1 protein-coding gene is annotated in these 575 nt (G+C 67.8%); it reads right to left on the bottom strand.

Annotation, left to right across the window (positions count from 1 at the left end):
* A partial coding sequence (locus HWY37_RS34510; protein WP_281372325.1) for a malic enzyme-like NAD(P)-binding protein occupies nucleotides 1-575 on the bottom strand: 575 nt, incomplete at both ends.

Below are 575 nucleotides of genomic sequence, written 5' to 3'. Positions count from 1 at the left end.
GCCGCCACGACTTCGTTCTGTTCTTCCTCGGCCAGCTCGGCGATGGCGTACACCGCCGCCTTTTCCATCTCGCGGGTGATGGTGGTGGCGCCCACGTCCAGCGCGCCGCGGAAGATATAGGGGAAGCACAGCACGTTGTTGACCTGGTTCGGATAGTCCGAACGGCCGGTCGCCATCACCACGTCGTCGCGCACCGACTGCGCCACTTCCGGCAGGATCTCGGGCGTGGGGTTGGCCAGCGCCAGGATCAGCGGGCGCGGGCCCATGGCCGCGACCATCTCGGGCTTGAGCACGCCGCCCGCCGACAGGCCCAGGAACACATCGGCGTCCTGGATCACTTCGGCCAGCTTGCGCGCGTCGGTCCTCTGCGCGAAGCGCGCCTTGTCCGGATCCATCAGCACGGTGCGGCCTTCGTAGACCACGCCCTCGATGTCGGTGACCCAGATGTTCTCCAGCGGCAGGCCCAGGTCCACCATCAGGTCCAGGCAGGCCAGCGCCGCGGCGCCCGCGCCCGACGTCACCACCTTGACCTGCTTGATGTCCTTGCCCACGACCTTCAGGCCGTTGATGAAGGC

The organism is Achromobacter anxifer (genome assembly GCF_903652925.1).
GTDB lineage: Bacteria > Pseudomonadota > Gammaproteobacteria > Burkholderiales > Burkholderiaceae_B > Achromobacter > Achromobacter anxifer.
This window is presented reverse-complemented; position numbering and strand designations above follow the sequence as displayed.